Raw genomic sequence first — 20204 nt, forward strand, 5'->3', positions numbered from 1 at the left:
TGACGTGAGTTGGGGAAGATGCTGGCTGGTCAGGCGGGTGTGGATGCGCGGGAGGATATAGCAGGACGCTCCGAACCAAGCAGATGGCTGAAGATCGAGTCCTGATCCTTCGGTATCGGTCCGCTGTATGCGATATACAGATCAGGACGCACCACCACTGCCGGCACGTCGATGACGCCCTTCGCTTCGTCCACACTCAGTCGCACCACCGTCAGGCCGATACCTGACGTCCGCGCCGCCGTCACCAGGTCCTCGACGTCCCGCGTGTCCCCGGTGTCGAGGACGATCAGACTCCAGTCACGACCCAACGCATCGAACAGCGAGGTGCCGTCCTCGCGCCAGAGATGCGGAAGGCGGGACCCTGCGCGCACAGAAGGCGTGTACTTGTCGATTGCCGCGATCGTCGGGGTGCCGACGGGGTCGGTGACCGCGGGGGACACGATCCCTGGCGAGTTCTCATAGCGAGATCCGAACTGTACGCCCTGGCTATGCCACTGCTGGCGGTCGATCAACTGGATCAGGCGGCCAGCCTCGGCGCGCAACTCTGCCCCACGAGGAGAGTTTTCGCGCAATTCCGGATCCCGGCCTATCGCGGTCATATCTCTGTCGATCTTGAGAGCTGCTCGAGAGGTGGCCTCTCCCACAGAGCGACGTTCGATCTCGTAGTCGTCGAGCAGCGCTTCGGTCCCGGTGCCACCGATGATCGCAGCGAGTCTCCAGCCCAATCCCACGGCATCTGCGATGCCGGTGTTCATACCGAAGCCTCCGAGTGGGAGCCATAGGTGGGCTGCGTCACCTGCCAGTATCACTCGACCGTTGCGGAACTTGTCGGCAACGAGCCGCCTGGGCGTCCAGCGGATCACCTGAAGCTTCTCGTGTGGGATCGGGCGGCCGATGGCAGCTTCGAGCACACGATCGGGGTCGAGTTCCTCAGGGTCCATACCCTCCGGAACTCTTGCGTGGCAGAGGAACAGGCTCGTCCCGTCCAGTTGCAGAAACGAGCCACGCAGCTCGGGTCCGTACCACCAGTACATCCACCCGGGCTTGTCGCCGAGTAGAGACACGAGCTCGTCGGAACGGAAGTAGATGGAAAGCCGCCGCTCGGCTGCCTCCGAGTCGCCCTCGAGGCGGGCACCAATGGCTCGGCGAACGATGCTGGCGCCACCGTCACATCCGGCTGCATAGCGCGCGTGCACGGTTCGTGACGCTCCAGTCAAGGACTCACGAATAGTGATCTCGACGCCTTCGCCGTCCTGCTCTACGGTGTCGGACTGCCATCCCCGCAGCACTGTGACGCTGGGCAGCTCGTCGAGTCGCTCGGCTAGTAGGGGCTCGAGAAAGATCTGCGAAATACGGTGCTGCGGTTCGGGCGTGGGCCACTCATCGAACTCGTCTGCGGTACCGTCGAGAACCGCGCCGCTCGACGAGAACTCGAAACGCGTGAGCTCGTATGAGTCGAGGCTCGTGACATAGACGACGTCAGTGGCATGGTCGAGCGGCAAACCGGCCCGACGGATACGGTCGGCGGTACCTTGTCTCCGGAAGTACTCCATAGACCGGGCATTCGTCGTATTGCAGCGGGGGTTGGTCGTGGTTTCGGTGGCCTTCTCGATCACGAGCGTCTCGACGCCGCGCATACCCAGCTCGGTGGCGAGCGTCATTCCGACCGGACCGGCGCCGACGACAACGACGTCCCAGACCTTGTCCGCGAACGCAGTGTCCGACGCCTGAGTAGATGAGGTTTGATTCTGAGGTTTGAACACACGACGACGTTATGATGGTTGTGGCCGATAGCACTATGCCGTAGTTTCATCAGCACCGATAGTTAAATTCATACGAGTCAGTGCTTGGGGAAACAAGCGAACGAAGTTGCGCCACATGATGTTCTCAAGATCATCCTGTGGCATGTCCGACGCCATCAACTCATGAAGGACCGATGGGGTGTTGTACAGGACGGGTCGCGCGTAAGAGTCGGTTCCGAACAGCAAGCGTTCGGACCCGAATGTCTCGACGAATGTGTCGAGGGGGCGCGTGAGTGGGAAGCAGATGGCGGTGTCGAATAGGACGTTCGGGCATCGTTCGGCGATGTCCATGAGATAGCGCGTCTGTGTGGAGCCTGAGAACCCGTCCAACGCCACGATGGTCGCTTCAGGGTGCGCCCTCGCCAGCTCGAGGAGCGACCAAGGTGCTTCCATGTTCGACTCCGCAAACAGATGGACGAAACACGGAAGACCGCGCTCCACCGCCAGGTCGACGAGTGTGTGCATTCGTCGGTCCGAAAGAAACACGCCCTGATAGCGAGTATGCCACGCTAAACCGTCGATGTTCAGGTCGTCGATAAGGCGGTCCGCCTCGTCCCGGCATGTGTCGAAGGTGTGGAGTGGTTCGAGAGTGCCCAAGGCAACGGGGAATCGGGTCGGTTTGCTGTCCCGGTATGCGGCAATGGCGTCGTTGACGCGCCTCGTGTTCGCGATGCCGTCGGTGCGGTCGTACTGAAAGCCCGGAAGGACACACGCCGCGGTGAAGCCGAAGGAGTCAAGCATCTGCTCATGTATCTCGACGGGACGGATACTAGTGTCGTCTCTTCCGGTTACGTCGTCTCCGATTCCAAGAGACAACTCCCCGACATGGTGGTGGGTGTCGATTGCGTACTTGGTCAATCTGGATTCGCGCATGATTCGTCATTCTCCCTTGCAGTCACCGGAGGACGGCGTCAACGCTAGGGGCACTGCCGGCGTTGCACCATTAGGTTCTGCTTCCTCAAGTGATACTCGGGGGAGTATCAGAGAACCTGTCATTGATTGCCCGTCGCACTTGATCGAGCATCCGATTCTGCAACGGCGTCAGGCGGCTGTCTGTGCGGCGCACGATAAACAATCTGTCCCGTAGCGGAGGTGCATCGATGACAATCTCGCGCAGCTGACCGGACATGATGTCGGCCTCCACCGATGGCCGCCAGAGCAACGCTACGCCGAGGTCAGCCATCACAGCTTGCTTGATGGACTCGGCACTTCCGAGTTCGATCTCTACCCGACGGTTTGTCACTCCGATCGAGGCGAGCGCATTGTCCTGGCTTCGCCGGATTGCCATTCCACCAGGAGGGCACACGAAGCTCAATCTCGCCAGCTGGCTCGGCGTGATCGAGGTGGGTATGTCGCTGTTCTGGGCCGAGGCGATCAACGTCCAGGCCGGCTGGGCGACCAGTTCGGTATCGAACGAACGCGAGTCGAGCACCGCGTCAGTTGCCACCACCGCGAAATCGTGTCGGCCAAGTCGTGTCTGTTCCAGCGCTGTCTCGACTGAGGAGATCTCGAGTCGGACCGAGGCGCCGGGATTCTCGCACTTGAACGCGATCACCTCGGAGGTCAGGATCGTGTTGCCCACAGTGATGCTTGCACCGACCGAGGCAAACCCGGAACGACCATCCGACAATTCGGCGAGGTCCTTCTCGAGTTCCATCCGTCCTTTGAGTACTTCGGTCGCCCATATCAGTGTGCGTGCGCCTGCCTCGGTCAGCGCGATCCCACGCCCCTCGGGATGAAAAAGTCTCGCTCCAACCCGTTCCTGCAGTGAGCGTAGATGGGCGCTCACCACTGGTTGTGAGATATACAGCTCCTCGGCGGCACGGCGCACACCGCCGAGTTCCGCGACTTTGCAGAAGACTTCGAGCTTCTGTAACGAGATTCTAAAGTCGGCAGCCATATCGGCCTCCGGTTCCGCTCGTCCAGCTTCATAGCCGAACGGCTATGAAACGAGATCCAACAACGTCATAGAGCAATCGAACCTACAGCCGTAGCGTCATGTGCACAACAGACCCCCTCGCTCTCCCGCTCACCAACTGCGGGAAGCACAGAAATGGAGCGTTTCGATGCCTGAACGGCCCTACAGCAGCGTCTGGTCCGACCTGAATCAGGTCGAGTTCAGCCAAGGCTTCATCGACGCCGGTGGCTACCGCACCCGGTACCTGCACGCAGGTGACTCCTCGAAGCCGCCGCTGGTGCTGCTTCACGGCATCACCGGACACGCAGAGGCATATGTCCGAAACCTTGCCTCCCACGCGGAGCACTTCGATGTCTGGGCCATCGATTTCATCGGACACGGCTACAGTGCCAAACCAAACCATCCCCTCGAGATCCAGCACTATGTCCATCAGGTTCAAGGTTTCCTTGGAGCAATCGGAGCGGACAAGGCGTCGTTCTCCGGCGAATCGCTCGGGGGCTGGGTCACTGCTCGGCTTGCCCAGCAGCACCCCGAGCGTGTCGATCGGATCGCCCTGAACACGATGGGAGGCACCATGGCCAACCCCAAGGTAATGGAACGTCTGCTGACTCTGTCGATGAACGCTGCCAGGGATCCCAGCTGGGAAAACGTGCGTGCCAGACTCGAATGGCTGATGGCCGATCCCGCGATGGTCACGGACGACCTCATTCGAACCCGTCAGATGATCTTTCAGCAGCCTGACTGGTTGATGGCGTGCCAGATGAACATGGCGCTGCAGGATCCGGAAACGCGTGCGCGCAATATGATCACCGATGACGATCTCCGGGGCATCGAGGCGCCGGCACTCGTCCTCTGGACGACGAAGGACCCGTCCGGCCCCGTTGACGAGGCGCGTCGGATCGCCTCACTCATTCCGAATTCAACTTTGGCAGTAATGGAGAACTGCGGACACTGGCCGCAGTATGAGGACACGGCGACCTTCGACCGTATCCACCTCGATTTCCTCCTCGGGAACGACTAGCCGAAAGGGCCATAATGCCTATTGCTTTGGCTGCGATGTCGCACAGCCCCCTGCTGGGGCGGGTTGATCCCGGGCCGGACACGACGTCCGCGGTCGAGTCAGCGTTCGACTCTGTTCGGAGGTTCGTCAAGGACTTCGACCCCGATCTCATCGTGTGCTTCAGCCCCGACCACTACAACGGCTTCTTCTACGATCTCATGCCCCCCTTCTGTGTCGGCTACAACGCGGTGAGCATTGGTGACTACGGAAGCCAGGCAGGTCCCCTGGACGTGCCCGCGGATACGTCTAGGGCGCTCGCCGAATACGTGCTTGATCAGGGCGTAGACCTAGCAGTCTCGCTTCGTATGGAAATCGATCACGGTGCGGTTCAACCCCTCGAGATCGTGTATGGGTCGATCTCGGCGAAACCGGTCATACCAGTATTTGTCAATTCGGTTGCGCCGCCCTTCGTTCCGCTGGCTCGGGTCCGAGCGCTCGGCGCGGCCATCGGTCGATACTTCGCCAACACCGAGCAGCGCGTGCTCTTTCTTGCGTCGGGAGGGCTGTCGCATGATCCACCGGTGCCTCGCCTAGCCACCGCCAGCGCGGAACAGCGGGAAGCATTACTCGGTGGTGGTCGCCATTTGTCCCCCGACGCCCGGGATGAGCGGGAGCGAAGAGTGATCCGCGCCGCCCACGACTTCGTGGCGGGCAAGGCGGATATCAAGGAACTCGCACCCGAATGGGATGAACGATTTCTCGACATTGTTGCCGGTGGAGACCTGTCTTCACTCGACAGCTGGAGTCCCCAATGGATGACCGACGTGGCGGGAAACTCCTCGCACGAGATCCGCACGTGGGTCGCCGCATATGCGGCACTAGCTGCCCTCGGTGAGTACCGTGTCGACTTTCGGTTCTACCGGCCCATCAAGGAGTTCCTTGCGGGGTTCGCCGTTACGACGGCCGTGCTCGAATAGTCTCCAAGAGAACGGAAAGACATGGCATTCATCCAGTACATTGGCCGCATTCAATTCGACGATGGCGCGCGGGGGTTGCTACCCAATGAGCTCGCCAGACTCAAGCTCCGGCGCCCACTGATCATCTCCGATCGTGGTCTTGAGGCATGCGGAGTACTCACGGCGGCACTCGAGCACCTGGACGGCACAATCAACATGCCACAGTTCCTAGAGGTGCCGAGTAACCCCACCGAAGCAGCCGCCCAGGCCGCCCTCGCTGTGTATCGGCACGGCGACTGCGACGGCATCATCGCAGTCGGAGGCGGGTCCCCGATAGATTGCGCGAAGGCCGTCGCATTACTGGCCACCCATGACGGGCCTCTCGAATCGTTTCTTGCCAGGTCGGCTGGCGAATCACGAATCACCGATGCTGTCGCACCGATCATTGCGATTCCGACGACAGCGGGTACCGGCAGCGAGATTGGACGCGGCGCCGGTATCACCCTCGACTCAGGTGAGAAGGAGGTATTTCTCAGCCCCAACCTGGTTCCACGAGTTGCCATATGCGATCCCGAACTCACCCACGGACTTCCCGCGTGGCTGACCGCCGCGACCGGGATTGATGCGTTCAGCCATGCGTTTGAGGCCTACTTGTCTCCCGCCGTGAACCCGCCGGCCGATGCCATCGCACTCGATGCGATCCGCCGCCTTTGGGAGTGGCTTCCTCGAGCTGTGTCCGACGGTACAAACCGCGAAGCGCGTTGGAACGTAATGATGGGTGCTCTCGAAGCGGCAATGACGACATGGAAAGGGCTGGGTCTGTCGCATGCGCTGTCGATGCCGTTCGACGACCTGGGTCTGCACCACGGCACCGTCGTCGGCGTTCTGTTGCCGCATACTGTCGGTTTCCTCCGGACCGTCGTGCCCGCCGAGCGGATGACAGCAGTCTCGGCGGCGTTGGGGTCCACTCCAGAGTCGCTGTCGGCGGACCTCATCGCGTTCACCGGACGGCTGAGCCTTCCCAACGGACTTCAAGCTCTGGGCGTCGATCGCTCAAAACTAATGGACTTCAGCGTGCTTGCGGCAGCTAGTGCCTTCAATGGATCTGCGCCAGGCGATGCAACGGCTGCCGACTACACGCAGATGGCGCTCGAGGCGATGGGGCCTTCGCGGGAAACCCTGTTCGATAGCCGATCGACTATTGGTTGACATCGAACTGAGTAATAGTTCTTGGAACAAACAGCTTTTAAGGTGGACAAATGACGATCTCTGCAACGACACGGGTGCAGACCGACGGAGGGGCCGAGCCCTCGTCTCCGAGTCGGCGGCTGCGGGCCAGGAATCCTCGGACCGGTAAGGAAGACTACGTCGTGACGCCTCCGTCGCCCTCAGAGGTCGAGTCACTCGCGGCCTCCTTACGCAACGCCCAGCGCAGGTGGCGGGATCTCGGGATCGAGGGTCGAATCGAGGTGATGCTGCGGTGGGCAGACGCCATCGACAGCGAGCATGACCGAATCGCTACGGCTGAGGGGATCGACACCGGTCGTCGGCGCGTTTCCGACGAGGTTCCGTACATGGTCAGTGCGGCCGTCCGTGATTGGTGCGCGAAAGCGCCCGGTATCGTGGAAAGCGCAGTACTGGAAGGACGTTCCAGTGTCATGCCCGATGTCACGTTTACCACGCAATTGGACCCCTATGCACTCGTAGGGATAATCAGTCCCTGGAATCACCCCTTTCTGTTGTCCTCGACAGACGCCATTCCTGCGCTGATCGCCGGCTGCGCCGTCCTGGTCAAGCCAAGCGAGATCACTCCACGCTTCATCGAACCTGTCATGGCTTCGATCGCGAGAGTGCCGGAGCTTGCAGCTGTTTTCGCCTACGTGCCCGGTGCAGCAGACGTCGGCCGGACACTGATCGACAACGTCGACGCACTGTGTTTCACCGGAAGCGTTTCCACCGGAAGGACCGTAGCTGCCGCTTGTGCGTCTCGATTCATCCCGGCCTTTCTCGAGCTTGGTGGGAAAGATGCTGCGATCGTCACCAGCTCCGCCGACCCCTCCTCTGCTGCCGCAGCAGTGCTCAAGGGCTCAGTCCACAACACCGGACAACTCTGCTTCTCAACTGAGCGAATCTACGTCGATCGGACTATTTATGACACTTTTGTAGCCGAGCTGGTCAGTCAGTCCGAGGCCCTGGAGTTGACCTATCCCGATCCCTCTCACGGCCATATCGGACCCTTTATTCTTGAACAGCAAGCGAAGATTGTCGACGACCAGCTGCAGGACGCCGTGGACCGTGGAGCAACTTTGCTCACTGGAGGTACGAGCGTGAAGCTCGGTGGCGGGTTGTACATGCGGCCAACCGTCGTAGTCGGCGTGGACCACACAATGAAGCTGATGACCGAGGAGACATTCGGTCCTGTCATGCCAGTGATGCCGTTCGAGGGTATCGACGAGGCAGTCAATCTCGCGAACGACACGGAGTTCGGACTGTCGGGCGCTGTCATCTCCGGAAGTGTGGAAGAGTCGGAGGCGATCGCACGCCGGCTAGACGCTGGGGCGATCAGCCTGCAAGACACGTCACTGACGATTGGAATCATGCGCGACGTCGAGAAGGTCGCGTTCAAGGGCTCCGGCTTGGGAGGGTCTCGAATGGGCCCGGCTGGGCTCCTTCGGTTCTTGCGTAAGAAGGCTCTGATTCTCCGGACCGGGCCGGTAGTCGGGATGGACGCGCTAGCCGAACACAGCCGCGGGCAGTGATATGCAGATGCACTTTCGTGCGGCATCGAGGTGGGTGGAGCGGGCGGGGGTTTCGCAATCAAACGCCCGCTCCGTCGATCTTGACGGAAGGATGGAGTGAAGTTTTGGCTACGACCGCTGTCAGCAATCGCCATCGGATCTGATTGGATTCGCGCTGCGGGAACCCCGCAACGCACGGTTTCGTGGGACGCGGCGCCTGCCTGTCGGCAAACGATCGTTTGGCGAACACCATTCAGCCGGGCGAGGCGTTTAGAAGACCGGCGGAACCAGGTGGGCGCGAAAGTTACTGGGCGCCGGTCAATTTCCTGGCGCGGCAGGCCCGTCGTGCGGCACCCTGGTCGACATGGGACACCGGCCGGTGTCCTGGCGACGCTGGTGGACCTGGTCGGCAGTCATCGCCGAAAGCTGACCGCCCCAGTGACTTTCGCGCCCACCGGCAGCAATTGGCTGGGGGCGAGTTCTGCTCTCCGTTTCGGCTTCGGCTGTGTCTCGGCTGGCCCGTGCGTACGTGCCCGGCCGGGCGGCCCCGGGGCCGTGGGGTCCCTGGGTGCCCTCCGCTCAGCCGGCGTTGAACGCCTCGCCCACGGTCAGTGTCCTCGTACCCTGGTGCACAGCGGTACAGAGTTCAGATCTACGCCAGAGGCAACGCCATTGACTTGACGGGGTGCACTCTGAAGCGCTCGAGGACAACTTGATTCAGCGGTGGCAAACCGCTGAATCGGATCCTGCCCTACAGATGAAGGGCCTTCCTCTCGGGCAGGTAGTCCTGTGAGCTTGTCCTGTCGATGTGGTCCTTCGTCCCGAGTGACGGGTACATCGACAGGCTCGCCGAACGCGCACGGAGGCGGCAAGGAATCAGGCGGGCAGGAGCGATCGATGAGAGGCGCTCAGGAGCTGATGCGGTCCGCGCCCGGGAAGTGCGGTGCGGGTGAGGGCGGTTGACAAGCCTGTCCTGGCGTCGGGCCTGCCGCCGTCACCAGGGGAGCACGCCGGTGCGGTCGGTCACCGTGCCGGTGGGCGTGTCGGGCCCAAGGGTGGCGATACGTACTGCCGCTTCGGCGCCCTCCTCGACGCTCTGTCCGATGTGGCCGGTGAACTCGGTCGCGGTCTGGCCGGGGTCCACCGCGTTGAAGTGGACGTCGGGAATCGTCCTGGCGTACTGGGTGGTCAGCATGGTGACCGCGCTCTTCGACGAGCCGTACGCGGCGAGCGGGTACTGCGACTCCACCCGTTCCGGATCCTGGGTCAGCGTGAACGAGCCGAGGCCGCTGGTCACGTTGACGACGGACGGAGCGGCCGCTTTCCGCAGGAGGGGCAGGAACGCGTGCGTGACCCGCACCAGTCCGAAGACGTTGGTTTCGTAGACGTGGCGGATCTGGTCGGCCGTCATGTCCTCGGGGGCCGTCACTTCACCGAGGATGCCGGCGTTGTTGACGAGGATGTCCAGGTGGCCGATCCGCGCGCGCAGCATCTTGACCGCCGCGTCGACCGACGCGTCGTCGGTCACGTCCAGCTGGACGAAGTCTGCGCCGAGCCGGTTGGCGGCCTTGCGTCCGTTCTCGGCGTCCCTGGCTCCAATCCAGACCGTCTGGCCCGCCTGGACGAGTCTGCGCGCGATCTCGTGGCCGAGGCCTCTGTTGCCGCCGGTTATCAATGTGGTGGTCACGTCGTGTCTCTCCTGTGCGTGTCGTCTGAGCGGGTGGTCCCGCAGAAGCGGTCACCGGGAGCACCCCTGGGGTAGGTTCGCGGTGGTGAGGCCCGCCGGCGTCGGTGCCGGCGGGCGTCCGGTGCTAGTGGGCGGGACGGAACGGGCGCAGGAGGCGGATGCCGTCCTCGATGGATCCGTCGATCAGTTCGAGCATCTGCGGGACGAGTTCCCGCATTCGGGGCGCGGCGAGGTGGGCGTCGAGGTGGGCGCGGGTCTCCCAGCGTTCGTAGATGACGAATTCGCAGGGCTTGCCCTCGACTTCGTATGCCTCGTAGTCGATGTTGCCCGGGTCGTTGCGCGAGGGGGTGACGGCGGCGGTGATGAACGCCTTGAGGTCGGCTTCCCGGCCGGCCTTCGCCTTCGCGTCCCAGACGACGGTCACGTAGCTGGTGGGTGTTGCGGTCATGGTGATTCCTTTTCTGTTCCGTGCTGACAGGCTGTGTCGGTACCGGGCCGGTGTCAGCTCTCGATGAAGTCGAGGAGGTCGGAGTTGACGGTGTCGGCGTTCACGGTGCACATGCCGTGCGACAGCCCCGCGTAGACCTTCAGACGCGCGTTCTTGACCAACGTGACCGCCGTCTCGGCGGAGTTGGCGATCGGGACGATCTGGTCGTCATCGCCGTGCATGATGAGCGTGGGCACGTCGATCGCCCGGAGGTCGTCGGTAAAGTCGGTCTCCGAGAACGCCTTGATCCCCTCGTAGTGTGCCTGCGCGCTGCCGGTCATTCCCTGGCGCCACCAGTTTTGGATGACGCCCTGGGAGATGTCCGCGCCCGGGCGGTTGAACCCGTAGAACGGCCCAGAGGCGAGGTCGAGGTAGAACTGGGAGCGGTTGGTGGCCACGGCCTCGCGGAAGTCGTCGAAGGCCTCGATCGGCAGCCCTCCTGGGTTCGATTCGGACTGGACCATGAGCGGCGGGACCGCTCCGATGAGGACGGCCTTGGCGACCCGCCCCGCACCGTGCCTGGCGACGTACCGGGCGACCTCTCCACCACCGGTGGAGTGGCCGACATGGACGACGTCGCGCAGGCCGAGTTGCGCCACCACGGCGGCGGCGTCCGCCGCATAGTGGTCCATGTCGTGCCCGTCGCCGACCTGGGCGGAGCGCCCGTGCCCGCGGCGGTCGTGGGCGATGACACGGTAGCCCCGCTGGACGAGGAACAGCAGCTGGGCGTCCCAGTCGTCCGAGCTCAGCGGCCAGCCGTGGTGGAACATGACCGGCCGGCCCGAGCCCCAGTCCTTGTAGAAGATTTCGGTTCCGTCGCTGACGGTGACGAATGGCATGGTGTGCTCCTCGTGGTCTCGCCCGAGTACCGGGCGGTTTCGATGTCTCCACGAGAATGGCTCGGCCACCGTACCGACAGCTTCCGTCAGCTGACTGACATCCGGCCGGCGGCTCGCTTACGTCAGTGCCGGGGCCGACACCAGCGGCCCGATCACGGCCGACAGTGCTGAGACCCGACCGGTAGCTTTCACAGCTGGGTGGCCGAAGGCTCGGGAGGCAGCGTCTCCAGAGCGTCGCGGAGCTCGGCCCGCGACGTGATCCCCAGCTTCGGGAACACACGGTAGAGATGCGACGACACGGTTCGCGGCGAAAGGAACAGACGCGACGCAATCTGCGGATTGGACAGCCCCGTCGCCGCCAGCCTGGCGACCTCCAGCTCCTGGGGGGTGAGGGCCTCACCGGCCTTGCCCCGGCCAGTCCGCGTCATGCCGGTGGCGCGGAGCTCCGCAGCGGCCCGGGCCTCCCACGAACGGGCCCCGAGTTCCTCGAAGCGGTCACGGGCGGCGGCCAGCTGCACCCGGGCGTCACGGTTGAGTCCTTGCCGGCGAAGCGCTTCGCCGTACGCCAGACGAGCATGGCCGACCTCGAAGGGCCACTGCTCGACGCCCGGCAGTCCGAGTGCCTCCTCGAAGCACTGGACCATGTCCTCGGCAGTTGATGTCATCGCTGTGACCACGGCCGAGCTCAACGCGAGCCGCGACGAGAGGTGGCCGACACCGGCGTCGCGCAGCGCGTCCGCGTGCTGTCGCGCCTCCGCGTGCCGCCCGGTGCGCACGGCGGCCTCGACGAGGTCCGGCGCGGACCACACGGCCTCGGGGCTGAACGGCGGCAGCACACCCGGGGCGCAGATCGCTGTGGCGTGCAGGAAGGCCGTTTCGAAGTCGGCGGCGCCGAGGGCCCCCCGGGCGGCCGCCTGGTGGGCGCAGTTCTCCAGCCGTTGCAGTCCCCTGGGCCTCGACCACCCCCAGACTGCTTCACAGTGGCGGCGGCACGCGTCGAGGTCGCCGCGCTGGGCCGCGGTCATTGCGGCGACGTAGTGTCCCACCTGGGCGAACAAGTGGTATCCGGTCTCCTCGGACAGTGCGATGAGCTCGTCCGCGGCGTCGGCCGACGGCTGCCACCGGCCGGCGTACAGGTTGTCCAGGGCGACGAACATCAGGGCCGGCATGCTCGACCCCACCGCGCCGCCGTCGCGTATGACCCGGGACACGGCCTCGCGACAGCCCGGAAGCCGGTCGAGGTACGAGGCGGTCAGGGCGGTGCGGATGACCACGTCGGCGTCACTCTGGTCCCTCAGCCGCGAGATTTCCTCGTCCAGGCGGCGCAGCGTGACGTCAGTGACGGAACCGAGGTCGTGGTGGACGCGCCCCAGCGATGCCGCGGCGGCGGGCGATGCCTGGGGGAACCGGTCGAGCACGTCGACGAGAGGCTGCCAGTGCTCGGGCCGGCCCGAGTACTGGCTGGCGAGGGTGAGAGTGAAGAGCGCGGTCTCTAGCTCCTCACGCGGCGGTTCGGGTATCGCTGAGGCCTGCCCGACCGCTTCCATCAAGAGCGCGTGCGCCGTATCGGCGTCGCCTTCCGTGACGAGCACGAGGAAGCCGGCCGCCGCGGCCGCCGAGAGCGACCGGGCCGCGGGATCGCCCTCGACCTCACGCATGATCTCGTGGCTGACCTCCAGATGACCCGCGACCCAGGCGGCGACGTAGGCAGCCTTCGATAGGCGGCGCCTGCGGACTTCTCGGTCGGGACTCAGTTCGGCCGCGCGCCGCAGCCTCGCGATCGCGCCGTCGGCGTCACCGCGTCGCAGGCTGCTCCGGGCCGCCGACTCCACGACGGCGGCGACCGTCTCGTCGGGCGCCGTCGTGGCTCTCGCGAGGTGATCACCGCGCCGCTCGGGCTGGTCGCCCAGCGCGTCGGCCAGTCGGCGGTGGGCGCTGCGCCGCTGCTCGCCGGTGGAACCGTCGACCACCGCGGACCTGACCAGCGGGTGCCTAAAGTGCACCGCGCGGCCGTTCTCCGCGACCATGACCAGGTGGTCACGCTCCGCGGGAGCGAGTTCCTCGAGGCTGCCGGGCCCGCCGGCCGCCTCGAGAACGCCGATGTCGCCGGAGCCCTCGAGAGCTGCGAGCAGCAGTACCTCGCGCGTTCTCTGCGGTAGTCGTCCGACGCGGGCGCCGTACAGAGCGCGCACGTCCCGCCCCGGGCCGCTCGCCCACCCCGTCCCTTGGCCGCGGTGATCGCCGGACGCGTCCGTGGACCCGGCAAACTCGAGTAGAGCCAGGGGGTTTCCCTGTGCCTCGTGCGCCACGGTCGAAAGGACCCGGCGGGGGAGGTGGGCGAAGCGCCGGGACAGCAGTCGCAGGGCGTCCGAGTCGTCCAGCGGCGCGATCTCGAGCTCTGGCAGACCGGTGGATCGGAAGGATTTGTCGGACTCGTCTCGCTGTGCTCCGAGCAGCCCGATGCGGCGACCGCCCAGTCTTCTGGCGACGAAACCCACCGCAGCGTGGCTCGCCTCGTCGACGGCATGAAGGTCATCGACCACTAGTAGCAACGGCCGCTCCTTCGCGGCGTCGTCGAACAGGGCGAGTGCCGCGTTCAGGACGGCGATCCGGCTCGCCGCGGGACCAACGCCGAGACCGAGGGCGACTTCGAGGGCCTCCCGCGTGGACCGCGGCAGATGACCAAGCTCGTCCGGCAGCGAACCGATGAGCTGATGGAGTCCCGCGAAGCTGATGTCAGTCTCGTACTCGACGCCGCTCCCGCGGACGACCCGCACTCCCTTCGCCACCGCCAGCTCGGCGGTCGCGTCCAGGAGCGCAGTCTTCCCCACACCCGGATCACCGGTGAGCAGCAGGGCGGCTCCGTTCGTCCCGGCCATATCCAGGAACGCCGCAAGCTCGGTGAGCTCGCCCTCCCGACCGACCAGTCCGGCTGGGCCGACGCTCATGTCTGCTGCTCTTGACTTCGCCCACATTCGCCGCGTCCTTCGTCGTACCTCGCGAAGCAGTCGAACCATCAGCCGCGCACTTGACCAGCAATTATCGCATCCACTGGCAAACGGATCGTCAAGCCATTCGCTTCGCCGACACTCGCAGTTCCCAGGCGAAGATCATGCAGAACACAGCCGGGCGCTGCAGCCTCACCGCAGCGACAGCACGAAGGTCACGCGGATCATCGCGCCGTCGTCCTCCGCCCGGCAAATACCCGGACGACATGGTCGCCTCCGCCGGCAGCCTTCCCGAAATTTAGCCCGTAGTGCTGATGGAAAGCGTCGCCATCGGACGGTGGCTCCAGCGGCAGACCCAGCCGGGCACATGGGCGCAGCTGTCGACCGAACAGTAGGAGTGCGCTTGAGGACCGGGAAGGGCTTGTCGGCAACGATCAGGTCTGCCTCGGTGATGGTGACGTGGCCTTGCTGTGGAGCCAGAGGCTCCGTGAGGACGTCGTCCAGGGCCAGCGGGTTCGCGGTGCCGAGCGGGTGCGTCCGCGTCGTCGGCGTGAACAACGTGCCGCCGTCGTTGAGTAGGAGCAGCGGGCGCACGGCACGGGCGCCGGCGTTGCCGGCCAGGTTCCCGCGGCGGCGAGGGTTCCCTCACAGAATTGGCACCGCGGCGCTTTCCTCGCCCTTCCCACGCTCCGGGCTCGCCCAGAGCGCCGTCAGCGTCACCCCGGCTGCCACCGCCAGCGCCGCTACCAGCCCCGCCGCGAGCACCGCCCAGTGACCCAGGAACGTACAGACAACCACCAGCAGCGCCGTGGCCGGCAGCACCGACTGCTGGGCGATCCCCATCTTGTAGAAGCGCGAGTGCAGCGCCCACACCGTGAGCAGGAACAGCGCTGTCGGCAGCGTCACCGCCGCCGACGCCGACAGCGTCGAAAGGTGCGCCTTGCCCACCGCCTGCTCCACCGCCACCTCCAAGCCGGCCCCAATCGCGGCACCTGAGACGAAGATCAGGTAGTGGCCGTAGCCCCAGAGGAAGGACTGCCGGTTGGACCGGAGGTGCCCGTGGATGGGGACCGCGAAGTACACCCACCAGGCGGCGAAGATAATCAGCAGTCCGCCGGCGGCGATGGGCACCAACTCCCCCAGGTCCTCGTGCTCGTCGATCCCCGACTTCACTGCGACCGTGGCCGCTGCGATGGTCTCGCCGAGCACGATGAGCGTGAGCAGCCCGTACCGTTCGGCGATGTGGTGGGGGTGCCAGGGCGTCGGATGTGCCCGCTCCGCATACAGCGGTACGACCATCTCCACCAGCGCCATCACCAGGAAGACCCATGGGCGGTCTGCCTCCGGCAGGGCCAGTAGCCCCAGCCAGCCGATCTGGCACAGCCCGATGGCGTACCGCAGCGCCATCGTCCGTTCGGGGCCCTGGCTCGACCGCGCCACGCGCAGCCACTGCACCGTCATCGCGAGCCGCATGATCACATAGCCCAGAATGACGACTGGGTACGCGTGTTCCTCGAACGCCTGGGAGACGCCCGCCGTCAGGACGAGCACGCCGGCTATCTGGATCAGCGTGACGATCCGGTACAGCACGTCGTCATTGTCGTAAGCCGAGGCGAACCACGTGAAGTTCATCCACGCCCACCAGATGGCGAAGAAGATCATCAAGTAGTTGAGGATCCCCTCGCTCGTGTGCCCCCCGACCATGGCGTGTACCAATTGGGCGCCTGCCTGGGCTATGGCCACGATGAAGCACAGGTCGAAGAAGAGTTCCAGTGAGGAGACGCCGCGGTGGGTCTCATCGCGGCCTCGCGCAGTGAGCCTGCGCAGTGGTCTGTGGTGTGCGGGCGCCGCGGGGCATACCGGCGGCGGAGCCGGGCTGCTTGTCATCTGGTGAGCCAAGTTCCGAAACGCCGCTGCAGTCGGGGATTGATCTGCCAGACCATCGCTGCTGCCGCCGCCGGGACGAGTACAGCGAGTCGCACCGGCAGGTACAGATCCTCCAGAACAGGGTTCGTAGCCAGGCCCAGCAGGACGATGGTGGGGTAGATAGCGCACACGGTGAGCAGCCACAGCTTCCAACGCCGGACGTCGGCTGGAACGGTGGGGCCGAGCCGGGGTTCGGCTTTCGCGAACGCGTTCCGGCTCTGCTCCCGGAGCGTGTGCCGGATGTCTGTCATTGCCGGTGGGCTTGGCAGCCCAGGATCGTCGGCACTGTAGGCATGGGAAACAATTCTCTCGTTCATGGACCACTCCAAATCGAAATGCTGCGTCTTGATTCCATCGGTTCCTGCGCAACCGAGGCGATGTTGGCGCTGCGTGATGGGCTGCCCGCGCAACAGCGGCAGCAGTTGCCAGGTGAGCAGCACAGGACTCAGATGGTTCACCGCCAGCCGCTGCTGGTGTCGTGCCGCCACTTCGGCCGCGTGTCGCTGGGTCTTGGCCGGAATGGACACATCTGCGATGTACTGCTCGGCCTTGAAATGTTGCGCGATCGGCATCGGTTGCTGCGGGTTGCGATCGTGCAGAAGCAACTGGTGCCCGGCTTCCGGAAGCTCCTCTGCCAGAGCGAGACCGAGACCGTTCGTCGCGCCGGTGATCGGAATCGACGGCATGGTGCGGCCTCCTGGTGCGGGGGCCGGGCCCGGAGCCCGGCGGGCGCCGGTCGGGTCATGATCTGATCAGTGAGTGGACTGGGTGTGGTCCTGCTCCACATACACCTTGAGGGCCTGGAACTCCTCAATCGCTCGCGGGCCGCACAGATAGCCGTAACCGCTGCCCTTGACGCCGCCCTCCTCAAAGTCCTCGCTGATGGCTCCCCAGGTGTTGATCCATACAGTGCCGGTGCGGATGCGTCGGGCGATCCGGCGGGCCTTCATCGAGTCCGAGCTGAACACCGAGGCGGCCAGGCCGTAGATGGTGGCGTTCGCCTTGGTCACGGCGTCGTCCTCGTCGTCGAAGATCTCGAACGTCTGGACCGGACCGAAGACCTCTTCCTGCACGATCCGGACATCGGTGCGGTCGACCTCGATCAGGCTCGGCCGGTAGAACGCACCGGCGGCCAGGGGGCCGTCGGTGACCGCGCCGCCGCGCAGCAGTACCGTGCCGTACGAGGTGGCTTCCTCGACGATCGCGTCCACCCGCTGGGCGGACGCCCTGTCGATCAGCGGGCCGAGCTGGGCATCCTTGTCGTCGCCCGAGCCGAGCCGCACCTGAGCGAGCGCGTTGGTGAGTCGGGTGCGCACCTGGTCGGCGATGTCCCGGTGAACCAGTACACGGGAGCCGGTGCAGCAGAACTGCCCGTTCATCAGCACCAGCGACTGCACCACGGTCGGGATCACGATGTCCAGATCGGCGTCGGGAAGGATTACCATCGGCGCCTTGCCGCCCAGTTCCAGACCGAGCCGCTTGAGCGTAGTGGAGGCCGCGGCCGCGATACGGCGCCCGACCGGCGTGCTGCCGGTGTAGTTGATCACGTCGACCTTGTCCGAGGAGACCAGGAACGGGGCCCCGGTGTTGCCGGACTCGGTGAACACGCTGACCACGCCGGCCGGGATCTCCGTGACCGAGGCCAGGACCTGCGCGAAAAGCTCATTGGTCAGCGCCGTCTGAGCCGGAAGCTTGACCACGACGGTGCAGCCGGCGGCCAGCGCCGGGCCCAGCGCCCGCACGGTCAGCATGACGGGAGAGTTCCAGGGAGAGATGATCCCGGCGACACCGAGCGGCTCGGGCACCGAGTGGGTGTACTGGCCAGGTGCTGTCTCGGCGGCGCGCCCGGCGTTCTGGGTGCGCGCAGAGGCCGCCGCGTATCGCAGCCACCCGACCGCACCGCTGACTTCCCACGTGGTCTCACCCAGTAGCTTGCCGTTCTCCCGGGACAACATGGCCGCAACCTCGGGCACCCGGGCCTCGAGGTTGTCGGCCAGTCGACTGAGTGCGGTCGCCCGAAGCGAGGGATTGCGCGACCATTCGGTGGTCTCGAACGCGGCGGCGGCGGCGTCCACCGCGGCCGAGGCCTCCGCCTCGCCACCGTCGTAGAACGAGCCGACGACTGTGCCGTCGGCCGGGTTGATCGATTCCAGAACCGAGTCGGAGCCGGTCCACTGTCCGTTGATCCAGTGCTGCGCGATGGTGTTCATGGTGTGCTCCTCGTGGTCTCGCCCGGGTACCGGGCGGTTTCGATGTCTCCACGAGAATGGCTCGGCCACCGTGCCGACAGCCTCCGTCAGCTGACTGACATCCGGCCGACAGCTCGCTTAGAAGCCGTTGTCTTTCCGAGAATGGCAGGCGTGTTTCCGCTGATCAGGTGTGGGCCGGTGTTTCGCGGCGGGGACGAGGTGTCGTGTCGTCTCTTCGGTGGAGGCGCTGGGATGCCATCAGGAACTGGAACAGGTCCAGGGCCTCGTCGATCACCTTCTCCTCCATGTTCCGCATCACTGCGGTGAGCATCGCCGTGCGCTGGGCCACCCCGAACAGCTCGGTGGTGCCGACCGACCAGCTCCATCCGATCATCGATGGAATCCCCGTCGGCACCAACTACTGCGTGCGAGCCTGGCACGTTCATCATCTACGAGCGCTACGAGCAGCGCGAGCCGCTCGACGCTCATCTGGGGGCACCGCGGATGCGAGAACTCGTCCCGCAGCTGCGCGAATTGATCGACGGTTCCATCGAGGACGGCATCCGCCTGCTCCGACTGTTCCCGCCCCACCCACTAGAGGCGTCCTCGTCGGAGAGGACTTCCTCCAGATGACGACGGCGATAGCGCCACCACTTCCATCACGAACGTTTCCATCACGAACGTTGCAGGTGTCCCGCCCACTTCTTGGTGGGGCCGTCCGCGGGCTGCACACCCGCCGCCTGCGAGCTGTATGGCGTTGTAGCCGAAGCGCGTCATAGTTTTGTCTCTTAGGGTCCCGGTGGGGAGTGGGCGGGCGTTTGGTCGACCCTGCGTCAGTTCCTTCGAACGATCGGGCGCAGTCAGTGTCGTTGAGTGGGTAGTTCTTCACGTACGTGGCATAGGCGTGGCAACGTGAAATCTCACTTCATCTGATGGTTCGCGACAGCGTGTGGTGCTTCACCACGGCACGATTCCGTTGTCGTCGAAGAATCCTCCGCGTGGTCCGTCATCGGGGAGGGTTGCGAGCCTGATCGCAACAGCGGCGCCCTCCTCGGGCGTCCGCGCAGATTGGTGTCCGGTGAAGTCGGTGGCGACGTAACCCGGGCAGCACGCGTTCACGATGATGCCGGTGTCGGCGAGTTCTCGCGCGTACTGTGCCGTGATGCTGTTGAGCATCGTCTTCGACGGCGCATAGGCGGCCATCTGCGGACCCGTCTGCAGTGCAAGTGACCCCATGTTGCTTGAAACATTCACGATCCGTGGTGCGGGTGATCGACGCAACAACGGGACGAATGCGTTTGTCACTCGTATGACACCGAACACGTTGGTATCCAGAACGGTTTGCAGAACGTCGTGATCGAGGGTGGTCGGATTCTGAGCGCCGGAACTGGTCCGGCCACCGATCCCGGCATTGTTGACGAGAACGTCGAGACGATCCAACTTCTCCGCGGCTGCGGAGACACTGTCGGCGTCCGTCACATCGAGCACCACCGCCACTGCATCGAGTCCACGCTCTCTCAGCTGTGCCGCAGCGGTGTTGCCTCGCTCCTCGTCGCGCGCACCGATCACGACCTTGAAGCCGAGTCTGCTGAGGCCCTCGGAGATGGCGAAACCGATTCCCTTGTTCGCGCCGGTGACCAGCGCAGTTTTCGTATCGTTCACGACAGCCATGTTCGATGCCCGGGGTGCAGCTGTCCATTACCCTTTCCGGCGA

The 20204-nt window shown here is 64.7% G+C and carries 16 protein-coding genes; 4 read left to right on the top strand and 12 right to left on the bottom strand.

Going from position 1 to position 20204, the window contains the following annotated elements; all coding sequences use genetic code 11:
• Window positions 1-29 precede the first annotated feature (29 nt).
• From ABEU20_RS01625 to ABEU20_RS01635, 3 genes are all read right to left on the bottom strand, one after another.
• Window positions 30-1763: an FAD-dependent monooxygenase gene (locus ABEU20_RS01625; protein WP_420162648.1), complete on the bottom strand. Its 1734-nt coding sequence runs from the start codon at window positions 1761-1763 to the stop codon at window positions 30-32.
• A gap of 33 nt (window positions 1764-1796) precedes the next feature.
• Window positions 1797-2675 (bottom strand): amidohydrolase family protein, encoded by an 879-nt coding sequence (locus ABEU20_RS01630; protein ID WP_420162649.1) that lies wholly within the window; start codon window positions 2673-2675, stop codon window positions 1797-1799.
• A gap of 85 nt (window positions 2676-2760) precedes the next feature.
• Window positions 2761-3702, bottom strand: coding sequence for a LysR family transcriptional regulator (locus tag ABEU20_RS01635; RefSeq protein ID WP_420162650.1), 942 nt, complete (start codon window positions 3700-3702; stop codon window positions 2761-2763).
• Between the two features lie 166 nt (window positions 3703-3868).
• Here ABEU20_RS01635 and ABEU20_RS01640 point away from each other — a divergent pair, with 166 nt between their 5' ends.
• The 4 genes from ABEU20_RS01640 to ABEU20_RS01655 are packed head-to-tail and all read left to right on the top strand — an operon-like array spanning window position 3869 to window position 8435.
• The gene (locus ABEU20_RS01640; RefSeq protein ID WP_420162651.1) at window positions 3869-4741 is read left to right on the top strand and encodes an alpha/beta fold hydrolase; all 873 of its coding nucleotides are present in this window, start codon (window positions 3869-3871) and stop codon (window positions 4739-4741) included.
• A gap of 14 nt (window positions 4742-4755) precedes the next feature.
• On the top strand, window positions 4756-5697 hold the full coding sequence (locus ABEU20_RS01645; RefSeq protein ID WP_420162652.1) for a 3-carboxyethylcatechol 2,3-dioxygenase: 942 nt from the start codon (window positions 4756-4758) through the stop codon (window positions 5695-5697).
• A 21-nt stretch (window positions 5698-5718) separates the two neighbouring features.
• Window positions 5719-6885, top strand: coding sequence for an iron-containing alcohol dehydrogenase (locus ABEU20_RS01650; RefSeq protein WP_420162653.1), 1167 nt, complete (start codon window positions 5719-5721; stop codon window positions 6883-6885).
• A gap of 50 nt (window positions 6886-6935) precedes the next feature.
• A complete protein-coding gene (locus ABEU20_RS01655) occupies window positions 6936-8435 on the top strand; it encodes an aldehyde dehydrogenase family protein (protein WP_420162654.1) in 1500 nt (499 codons plus the stop codon).
• 973 nt (window positions 8436-9408) lie between these two features.
• On the opposite strand, the gene ABEU20_RS01660 is transcribed toward ABEU20_RS01655, so the two are convergent.
• From ABEU20_RS01660 to ABEU20_RS01700, 9 genes are all read right to left on the bottom strand, one after another.
• Window positions 9409-10101 carry an SDR family oxidoreductase gene (locus tag ABEU20_RS01660; RefSeq protein WP_064059567.1) on the bottom strand — a complete coding sequence of 231 codons (693 nt, stop codon included), beginning with the start codon at window positions 10099-10101 and terminating at the stop codon, window positions 9409-9411.
• Window positions 10102-10225: 124 nt separating this feature from the next.
• Entirely contained in the window at window positions 10226-10549 is a 324-nt protein-coding gene (locus tag ABEU20_RS01665) for a putative quinol monooxygenase (RefSeq protein ID WP_420162655.1), read from the bottom strand.
• A gap of 53 nt (window positions 10550-10602) precedes the next feature.
• Window positions 10603-11427, bottom strand: a complete 825-nt coding sequence (locus tag ABEU20_RS01670; RefSeq protein ID WP_420162656.1) for an alpha/beta fold hydrolase — start codon at window positions 11425-11427, stop codon at window positions 10603-10605.
• 188 nt (window positions 11428-11615) lie between these two features.
• Window positions 11616-14375, bottom strand: a complete 2760-nt coding sequence (locus ABEU20_RS01675) for an ATP-binding protein (protein WP_420162657.1) — start codon at window positions 14373-14375, stop codon at window positions 11616-11618.
• A gap of 645 nt (window positions 14376-15020) precedes the next feature.
• Window positions 15021-16262 carry a low temperature requirement protein A gene (locus tag ABEU20_RS01680; RefSeq protein WP_420162658.1) on the bottom strand — a complete coding sequence of 414 codons (1242 nt, stop codon included), beginning with the start codon at window positions 16260-16262 and terminating at the stop codon, window positions 15021-15023.
• Window positions 16259-16987: an SDR family NAD(P)-dependent oxidoreductase gene (locus ABEU20_RS01685; protein WP_420162659.1), complete on the bottom strand. Its 729-nt coding sequence runs from the start codon at window positions 16985-16987 to the stop codon at window positions 16259-16261. Before ABEU20_RS01685 ends, ABEU20_RS01680 begins: the two co-directional genes overlap by 4 nt.
• Window positions 16988-17053: 66 nt before the next feature.
• Window positions 17054-18511 (bottom strand): aldehyde dehydrogenase family protein, encoded by a 1458-nt coding sequence (locus ABEU20_RS01690; RefSeq protein WP_420162660.1) that lies wholly within the window; start codon window positions 18509-18511, stop codon window positions 17054-17056.
• 163 nt (window positions 18512-18674) lie between these two features.
• Window positions 18675-18884: a hypothetical protein gene (locus tag ABEU20_RS01695; protein WP_420162661.1), complete on the bottom strand. Its 210-nt coding sequence runs from the start codon at window positions 18882-18884 to the stop codon at window positions 18675-18677.
• A 563-nt stretch (window positions 18885-19447) separates the two neighbouring features.
• Window positions 19448-20161, bottom strand: a complete 714-nt coding sequence (locus ABEU20_RS01700; RefSeq protein ID WP_420162662.1) for an SDR family oxidoreductase — start codon at window positions 20159-20161, stop codon at window positions 19448-19450.
• Between the last annotated feature and the right edge of the window lie 43 nt (window positions 20162-20204).

The organism is Rhodococcus parequi (assembly GCF_046042785.1).
Taxonomy (GTDB): Bacteria; Actinomycetota; Actinomycetes; order Mycobacteriales; family Mycobacteriaceae; genus Prescottella; species Prescottella parequi.

Coding starts and splice junctions, on each gene's coding strand:
- ABEU20_RS01630 (WP_420162649.1), bottom strand. CDS start 2,675: ATGCGCGAATCCAGATTGACCAAGTACGCAATCGACACCCACCACCAT.
- ABEU20_RS01635 (WP_420162650.1), bottom strand. CDS start 3,702: ATGGCTGCCGACTTTAGAATCTCGTTACAGAAGCTCGAAGTCTTCTGC.
- ABEU20_RS01640 (WP_420162651.1), top strand. CDS start 3,869: ATGCCTGAACGGCCCTACAGCAGCGTCTGGTCCGACCTGAATCAGGTC.
- ABEU20_RS01645 (WP_420162652.1), top strand. CDS start 4,756: ATGCCTATTGCTTTGGCTGCGATGTCGCACAGCCCCCTGCTGGGGCGG.
- ABEU20_RS01650 (WP_420162653.1), top strand. CDS start 5,719: ATGGCATTCATCCAGTACATTGGCCGCATTCAATTCGACGATGGCGCG.
- ABEU20_RS01655 (WP_420162654.1), top strand. CDS start 6,936: ATGACGATCTCTGCAACGACACGGGTGCAGACCGACGGAGGGGCCGAG.
- ABEU20_RS01665 (WP_420162655.1), bottom strand. CDS start 10,549: ATGACCGCAACACCCACCAGCTACGTGACCGTCGTCTGGGACGCGAAG.
- ABEU20_RS01670 (WP_420162656.1), bottom strand. CDS start 11,427: ATGCCATTCGTCACCGTCAGCGACGGAACCGAAATCTTCTACAAGGAC.
- ABEU20_RS01675 (WP_420162657.1), bottom strand. CDS start 14,375: ATGAGCGTCGGCCCAGCCGGACTGGTCGGTCGGGAGGGCGAGCTCACC.
- ABEU20_RS01680 (WP_420162658.1), bottom strand. CDS start 16,262: ATGACAAGCAGCCCGGCTCCGCCGCCGGTATGCCCCGCGGCGCCCGCA.
- ABEU20_RS01685 (WP_420162659.1), bottom strand. CDS start 16,987: ATGCCGTCGATTCCGATCACCGGCGCGACGAACGGTCTCGGTCTCGCT.
- ABEU20_RS01690 (WP_420162660.1), bottom strand. CDS start 18,511: ATGAACACCATCGCGCAGCACTGGATCAACGGACAGTGGACCGGCTCC.
- ABEU20_RS01695 (WP_420162661.1), bottom strand. CDS start 18,884: ATGATCGGATGGAGCTGGTCGGTCGGCACCACCGAGCTGTTCGGGGTG.
- ABEU20_RS01700 (WP_420162662.1), bottom strand. CDS start 20,161: ATGGCTGTCGTGAACGATACGAAAACTGCGCTGGTCACCGGCGCGAAC.